The organism is Elstera litoralis, from assembly GCF_000963705.1.
GTDB lineage: Bacteria > Pseudomonadota > Alphaproteobacteria > Elsterales > Elsteraceae > Elstera > Elstera litoralis.
The window spans coordinates 1-6864 of sequence record NZ_LAJY01000368.1 but is presented as its reverse complement, the minus strand read 5'-3'; the positions used below and the strand labels follow the sequence as shown (position 1 = coordinate 6864).

At 61.5% G+C, this 6864-nt stretch carries 10 protein-coding genes; 8 read left to right on the top strand and 2 right to left on the bottom strand.

Annotated elements, in window-relative coordinates; genetic code table 11:
- From VZ95_RS13840 to VZ95_RS13820, 5 genes are all read left to right on the top strand, one after another.
- On the top strand, nucleotides 1–1099 hold a 1099-nt coding region (locus VZ95_RS13840; protein WP_156995299.1), incomplete at its 5' end, for a DUF927 domain-containing protein.
- 127 nt (nucleotides 1100–1226) lie between these two features.
- Nucleotides 1227–1817, top strand: a complete 591-nt coding sequence (locus tag VZ95_RS13835) for a tyrosine-type recombinase/integrase (protein WP_045776373.1) — start codon at nucleotides 1227–1229, stop codon at nucleotides 1815–1817.
- Nucleotides 1814–2329: a hypothetical protein gene (locus VZ95_RS13830; RefSeq protein ID WP_045776372.1), complete on the top strand. Its 516-nt coding sequence runs from the start codon at nucleotides 1814–1816 to the stop codon at nucleotides 2327–2329. Before VZ95_RS13835 ends, VZ95_RS13830 begins: the two co-directional genes overlap by 4 nt.
- 23 nt (nucleotides 2330–2352) lie before the next feature.
- Nucleotides 2353–2709, top strand: coding sequence for a hypothetical protein (locus VZ95_RS13825; protein ID WP_045776371.1), 357 nt, complete (start codon nucleotides 2353–2355; stop codon nucleotides 2707–2709).
- Entirely contained in the window at nucleotides 2706–3038 is a 333-nt protein-coding gene (locus VZ95_RS13820; protein WP_045776370.1) for a DUF3768 domain-containing protein, read from the top strand. The genes VZ95_RS13825 and VZ95_RS13820 overlap by 4 nt, the downstream gene beginning before the upstream one ends.
- Here the strand turns inward: VZ95_RS13820 and VZ95_RS13815 are convergent.
- Nucleotides 3016–4038: a helix-turn-helix transcriptional regulator gene (locus tag VZ95_RS13815; RefSeq protein ID WP_052711765.1), complete on the bottom strand. Its 1023-nt coding sequence runs from the start codon at nucleotides 4036–4038 to the stop codon at nucleotides 3016–3018. The genes VZ95_RS13820 and VZ95_RS13815 overlap by 23 nt on opposite strands.
- Before the next feature lie 236 nt (nucleotides 4039–4274).
- On the opposite strand from VZ95_RS13815, the gene VZ95_RS13810 reads away from it, so the two are divergent.
- Complete coding sequence (locus tag VZ95_RS13810; RefSeq protein WP_045776369.1) at nucleotides 4275–4769, top strand: hypothetical protein; 495 nt, start codon at nucleotides 4275–4277, stop codon at nucleotides 4767–4769.
- Here the strand turns inward: VZ95_RS13810 and VZ95_RS25680 are convergent.
- Entirely contained in the window at nucleotides 4762–5148 is a 387-nt protein-coding gene (locus tag VZ95_RS25680; protein ID WP_052711764.1) for a helix-turn-helix domain-containing protein, read from the bottom strand. The genes VZ95_RS13810 and VZ95_RS25680 overlap by 8 nt on opposite strands.
- A 190-nt stretch (nucleotides 5149–5338) precedes the next feature.
- Here VZ95_RS25680 and VZ95_RS13800 point away from each other — a divergent pair, with 190 nt between their 5' ends.
- Both VZ95_RS13800 and VZ95_RS13795 read left to right on the top strand, forming a co-directional pair.
- On the top strand, nucleotides 5339–6091 hold the full coding sequence (locus tag VZ95_RS13800; RefSeq protein ID WP_198148301.1) for a PDDEXK-like family protein: 753 nt from the start codon (nucleotides 5339–5341) through the stop codon (nucleotides 6089–6091).
- On the top strand, nucleotides 6091–6678 hold the full coding sequence (locus VZ95_RS13795) for a hypothetical protein (RefSeq protein WP_045776367.1): 588 nt from the start codon (nucleotides 6091–6093) through the stop codon (nucleotides 6676–6678). Before VZ95_RS13800 ends, VZ95_RS13795 begins: the two co-directional genes overlap by 1 nt.
- Nucleotides 6679–6864: the final 186 nt, after the last annotated feature.

Below are 6864 nucleotides of genomic sequence, written 5' to 3'. Positions count from 1 at the left end.
CGCCGGATCGGTCTGGGGCGGTGATCCTAAACGCCTGCTTGGATATTGTGAGAGTTGGAATCACACCCCCAATAATCTCGAGGCACTGGCAGCCTCGCACAATGGTATGTTCCTTCCTCTTGACGAAACGAGGGTTCTTGCTGAGGGAAGTAAGAGTCGGGCCGCCGCCTTTTCTGCTTCCGTCATGCGACTGTCGGGCGGCGAAGAGAAAGGCCGTTTAGTGCCAGGCGATGGGCCGAGTTCGTGGCGCTCGATTTTTCTCGGCACCACCAATTTGACCGTCGACGAAATCCTCACGGCCGGAGGAGAGGCAGTAGACGATGCCCACCACGCCCGTGCCATCGACATTCCATTTCCCGAGAAAACGGATGGAATGTTCGAAAACCTGCATGGGTTCGAGTCGGGGGCCTTACTTTCCAATCATCTCAAAAAGGCCAGTGCCGAGCACTATGGCACGCTCATTCAGGCTTTTCTGCAACGGTTGGTTCAGGCCCGCGCGGATGATGAGGCTGGGCTCAGGGAGCAGTTGGAACGGTGGCGGCAGCGGTATATCCGGCGGGCAAGTGCGAAATTTGGGTGCGATGAAGGCAGGGGTCGCCTCCATGAACGCTTTGCGACCGTCTATCTCGGTGCGCGGCTTGCCATCAAGTTTGGGCTGTTGCCTTGGACATGGCGGGAGTTGCGCAAAGCTATCTTGCGATGCGAGCGGGATCATTTCCGCCTGCGGGCTAAACGGGCCCAAAAGGAGCGCGATGGTCTTGCTGCCTTGAAGGCCTATGTGTCTCAGAATCGCATCAAGATGACCCGCGTGGAGCAGGGCAAGGCCTATGATGAGGCTGAACTGACCAAGGCTCTCGGCCTTCTCTGGATCGAGGGAGGTGATCGGATCGTTGGGTTGGGTACTAAGCGCCTACAAGTGATCTGTGGCGGGAAATCTGCCGCCAAGCGGGTGCTTAAGCTTCTGCATCAACAGGGTGCGTTAGTTAGTGAACGCAAGGGTGATCCTCTCAAGGCACAGCAAAAACAGATCGCGACAAAGGGTAGCGCCAAACCCGCCCGACATTATTACCACATGATTAAAATGGATTCTCTGAAATAACTCTCCAGAAAGGCGGTTCAATTGAACCGCCTCTTTTCATTTATATGTGGTTATTTTGTAGATGCTTGATTTTTATCTCTACCCGTGCTATACTCTATGTACTTCCATCACATTTGTGAGAGTTCTCATGCCAGGGTCACAAGCCTTGCTGCTGACGCCGTCTGCCGTGCGTCGGCTGCATAAACACGTCTTATCGCACTCGCGCTATCCCGCGCGCGACCGGGTGATTGTCGCTTTGAGCTTCCGCGCCGGGTTGCGGGCGGCCGAGATTGCCGGGATGCGCTGGCGCATGGTGCTTGATCCCTATGGCAAGGTCGCCGATCGTCTGACCGTCGAGGATGCCATCGCCAAACGCCGGGGCGGGCGGATCGTGCCGATGCACCAGGAATTGAGGGCGGCGCTCATCGCCTTGCGGGCCGAGTTGGATGCTTCGCCGGAACGGGATGCCTCCATCGTCACCTCGGAACGCGGCGGGCCGATGCGGGCCGGGAGCATCGTCAATCTTTTCGCCGGGTGGTATGCCGCGCTGGGGTTCGAAGGGTGCAGTTCCCACAGCGGGCGGCGGACATTCGTCACTACGGCGGCGCGCAATCTTGCTAAAGCGGGCGGCAGTTTGCGCGACGTGCAGTTGCTCGCCGGGCACCGGCAGTTGGCGACGACTGAGCGCTATATTCAGGGCGACACGCACGCCCAACGTCGCCTTATCGCGCTGCTGTGAAGCGTGAGCCGATTGAGCCCCGGTTTCAGGGGGACGAAGATTATCTCTGCAGCCTCTATGCCGTGCTCAACGGCGTGCTGCGTCTCGCTCCAGATCTCGATCAGCCCGCCATCATCCGCCTGTTCCGCGCCTTGTGCCGGGCGCTGGACCGCAACGACCGGCTGCTGACGACGCTGATTGATGGCGGCGGCGGGCCAACACTCGAACTGCTGCTGATGGCCTGCGTCGAAACAATGGGCCCAACCCTGCCGTTAAGTTGGGACCGGCTGATGCTGCCCCCGCGTCAGCCCTTCACGACCCTGCGCCGACTGGCACGGGCGGATGTCAGCCTCCTGATGACCTATCGGCATACCGAAGGCGGACATTGGACCGTCATCGACCGGGTGGGCAGGACGAAGCTGCACCTTTTCGACAGCATGGGCTACGGCCCGCTGCTCCTGGCCGACTGCGGTTTTAGCGGCACTACGCCTTACCGCTTCTCCCGGCGCGTCTATCGACTGCGCCGCGTTTAATCACCCCTTCTCATGAGGATACAATGACCGGGATCATAGCCCTCTCGGTGGCCGACCGCGCCACCGGGATTTTTCATCTATGCCTTGAGATGGCTTTCGACCCACACGGTTTCGCCCGAACGCTTTTAGCGGCACAGGGGCCGGGGCGTTTTGACGCCGGGCGCTATGCCGCAAAGCTGGTTGTCGGCTTCAGCCTCGACCGCGTGCCGGTACGGCTGTTGCGCGACTGGCGCGAACTACCCGACTTCGATTTGCGGGCGCTCGTTACCCGCCCACAAGGAACCCTCAGCATCGTACTGGTCGAGGGCCGGGACGCGGATGCGCTGTGTCTCTACCAAGGCCCGGTCGCGGCACTCTTGACGGCGGAGGCGGTGCAATGACCGAAGCACCCTATGACCGTATCCGCACTTTGAACGATCGCTTCCGGCGCAGCTTCAGCGGTGGAACGGTTCTGGTAACCCCTGGCATTCGGGCTTTGCCCGAAGACCAACAGGCGGAGGTTCTTCACGCCGTCCGCAGCTTCACCGCCTTCGACCCTGGCAATGATCCCTATGGCGAGCATGATTTTGGCAGTGTCGAAATCGCCGGGCAACGCTGCTTCTGGAAGATCGATGCTTACGATCTCACACTGACCGAGGCCAGTCCCGACCCGGCCGATCCCAGCGTAACCCGCCGCGTGCTCACCATCATGCTGGCGTCGGAATATTAGCGGGCGCGTCCTCATCCTCATAAACGCCCATGACCTCGCGGCAGCGGAACAGCAGTTCTTCCCGCAACTCGGGCGGCTCGATCACTTCTACATCCGGCCCCCAGCCAAAGAGATGCAGGGCCATCTCCCACAGGCTGCTGGCGGTGAAGCGCACTTCCAGCCTGCCGTCGGGCAAGTCGATCATTTCTTGCGTCGGGTGGAAGCGGTAGGTGCGGGCATTGGGGGCCGCGTGGGCCGTAAACCGCCAGACGATCCGGCGCGGCCCTTCGGCATCTTGGAACACGCCAAAACTGCGCTGAACGAAGGCGGCAAGATCAATGTCCAAGACCGGTGCCGGATCGGGCAGCAGCCGCACCTCAGCAAACCGATCCAGCGCATAATGCTGTGGCCGATCCCACTCTGGGTTTTGGGCCAGCAGGAACGGGCGTGGCCCATACAGAAAGCCGAGCGGGGCGAGCCGCTTCACACTCTCGACGCCGGTAATTCGGCTGCGGTAGCGACCTTCAATCCAGCGCCCAGCGAGGATCGCTTCCCGGAAAATCGCCAGCGTCGTTCCGTCAATCGGCACATAAGGGCCGGGGCGATGGGTGACGGCTTCGGCCTGACTGAGCGCATCAAGATCGGGATCGAGACGGCGGCGCATTGCTGGGGCCAAAGCCGCGCGGAGTTTCTGGCCCAAGGTCTGTAACGCCTCGGCCTGGGTTTTGAGGCTGGCTTGCTCCAGCAGTTTCCCAGCGGCATCCAGGGCCGAGAGTTCCTCCAGCGTCGGGGCCAGCAGCGCCGGGCGCAGACCGGAGGGCAAGCGCCAGCGCTTTTGCCGTCCGCCATCGGCGAGTTCCTCGACCTGGGGGAAGAGCCGGATCACCGCGTCGCGCATCCGCTCTGCCGTGCGGCGGCTGACGGAAAAAGCGCTTTCAATATCGGCGAGCCGCAGCCCTTCGGCGCTGCCCTGCATCAAGAGCGCCAACCGCAGGATCATTTCAGGTTTGTCGTAGCGCATCTCCGGGGTCCGCTTCTCGCTTTGTCTGCCGTCAGCTTCGCTTCCGTCTGCGTCAGAAGCGGACGGGGAGAAGACCTCGGCCCGATCACTATCGAAGTTTTGCAGCGGAGCGGCTAGTCCGCGTCGCTCAGAAAGCGGAGTTTCTCTCCGTTAACGCGTCCGCTTTTGACGCGTCCTCTTGTCATCTTCCAACACCTAACCCCTCAGGCGCACTCCCGCGCCGGAACAGGAGAGCTATGTCCAAGATCGACGATACCGCCACCGTTCCCGTCAGCCGCAAACACTGGTTTGTCGTGCTCGCCTGCCTCGTTTTTTTCCCACTCGGCCTCTTCCTGCTTTGGCGCGGGCCGACCTATCGGCGCAAGAAAGGCGTGTGGGAGCCGGTGCCCCGCCGCGATAAGATTATCATCACGATCCTTGCGGTGGGGCTGATCGGCCTTAACCTGATCCGTTTCGGCGGCGGGAAAGCGGACAGCCTGCCGCTGTGCGATGCCTCCGTTACCTTACGGACGCTAAAGGGTGCGGTGGAAAGTTCCCCCGCCGGGCGCACGCAAGGGCTCCGCTTGATCGAAGTCGAGAACCCCCACGAAACTTCGTGGAACCCGACGGAGCAAATCCGCCTGTGTGCCGGGCAGGCCTTCACCAACGGCGCGACGATGCCGATGGAATATCGCCTGCGCTGGCTCGATAAGGGCAAGGGCCGTTGGCTGGTCGAGTATCAGATCAATTAGCGGATGTAAGACGGCGCGCGAGTTGGGCCAGCCCCTCGGCTTGTTCCAGCATCGCGCGCCGAACCTCGGGCGGTTGCGCCGTGAACAGCGCCAGCAGCCGTTCGGCCTCAAGCTCTAGCGGCGGCACGGGGTCCAGTCGGAACAGCTCATGGAACGGTACGCCGACAGCTTCGGCCAAGGCTTCGGCATGGACCATTGAGGTGAAATTCACGCCGCGCTCGATCTGGCTAATCCCGTCAACGCTAATACCGACCCGTTCGGCCAGGGCTTCCTGGGTCAACCCCTGGGCGCGCCGCAGCGCGCGCACGCGCCGCCCCAGCTTGCGGAGAAGCTCGGCCCCTCGGGCTTTACGGGAAACGGTCGCGTCAGCTTCGGTCATAGCGCGAGCGTCCCAAAGAAGCTGCATTGCCACCACACCCCAAAGCCTCGAAAGCAGGGATTGACAGGTGACGAAGAACGGAGTTTTTCTACGATTAATCGTAGAACAGCCCCGGATTTGAGCTTCCGTTATGGGAACAACACGCATCAAAGGGCCGGATCGACCGTTGCCGATGGAGGCCCCCGGCGTCATGGCTGAGGTCGCCGACATGCTGGCGGCGATACCGCCCGCGCACGTGACGCGCCCGTTGCCGGAAGGACTGGATTTCGATGCGCTCCGCAAGGCCGATCTCGGACTCTTCGGGTTTCATCCAAGGCACGGACTGACCCACAGCGATGCTCTGCCCTTCGCGGCGAAATTCTTGGAGCCGGTATCCTCCAAGGGGCTTGCCGTCTTTCTCGGGACGAACGCCTATCACGATGCCGCCACCTCAGAAGCCCGCGCCCGTGCCTTTGCCGCAGCCCTGATCGATGCCGCCAATTGCTTACGAGCTTACGATGAGCCGCCGATCTCACTCCCGCTGGACATCGCCCCCGGTAGCCTGAGCGTGCGGAAGGAAGTGGGCACCGGCCTGCGGCAACGGGGCAAACGCGGCTCCATCGATCTCCTGCTCACTTGGAAGACGCCCGCCGGAAAGCCCGTCGCCCTAGCAGTAGAGTTCAAGCACTGGGCTGGGCTGAGCCTCGATCAACTCCGCCCCTATTCCCAGTATCTGAGCCAAGCGCTTCCCGAGGCAGAGGTAGCGAGCTTCTATGTCACCCCGGACGGCCACGCCCCCAGCGGCGCTACCTCGCGCGCTTGGCGGGCCGTCTCCTGGTTCCACCTGCTGCGGCGGTTTGAAACCTACCTCGCCGACCAACCAGCGCGCCCATTGCGAGCCGACCTCGACCCCTTCGACCTCTTCCGCCGCCAGCAATGGCGCATTGCCTTGGGACTAAGCTGATGATCCGCATCGCCCTGCCGGAAACCCTCCTGGCCTACCGCGACCCCGCCACCCGCAGTGCCCTCGATTGGGTCGCCGACCAGACGGAACCCCCGGCCGGGCTGACGCTCGGTGAAGTGCGCGACTTTTACGCCCTGCGTCTCGCCTATGAGAAGCTCCGCCTGGATACCTGGGCGTGGCTGGAAACCCTCTGGCAGCAGACTTGGGGCACCGTCCTCACCGACCTCGAACCGCTGACCAACGCGGCGGATGGCAGCCTCGCGGACGAATGGGCGCTGGATGCTATTGACCCCGCCGATGCCGTTGATGACATGGTCTGGCTCTATAACGCGCATCGCCTCAAGAGCGGTCGCATCCTTTGGACCGGCGTGTTCGGGCTGGCGGTTCCGGGCGGCGAGATCGGGCTTGCCTTCTCGCTTTGGGATGGCGCGACGCCTGTGCCGCTGGAGGAAATGCGGGCTTTGGTTGAGAAGCTGGGCGCAGGGTGGGGGCTGATCGCTGAGGATGAGCCTAGGGATCGGGAGATTTGCACGAAGGACGGGAGTTGCGTGCTGGATGAGGAGGGGGATGCGGTACGGATACGCTAAAGACGCTTGCTATCGTGCTTGTCTCAAGTATTTTCTAAGAATACTCCTCAAAAACATGCTGTCACCCACAAGAGAATTGGAAAATATTCATCTTAACGTGGAATTCCTGCGATGAAATCATATATTATTTGATCTAGAATTTCTGCAGGGTCATTCTCTTCCATATATTCGAGGCTCCCACCTTTT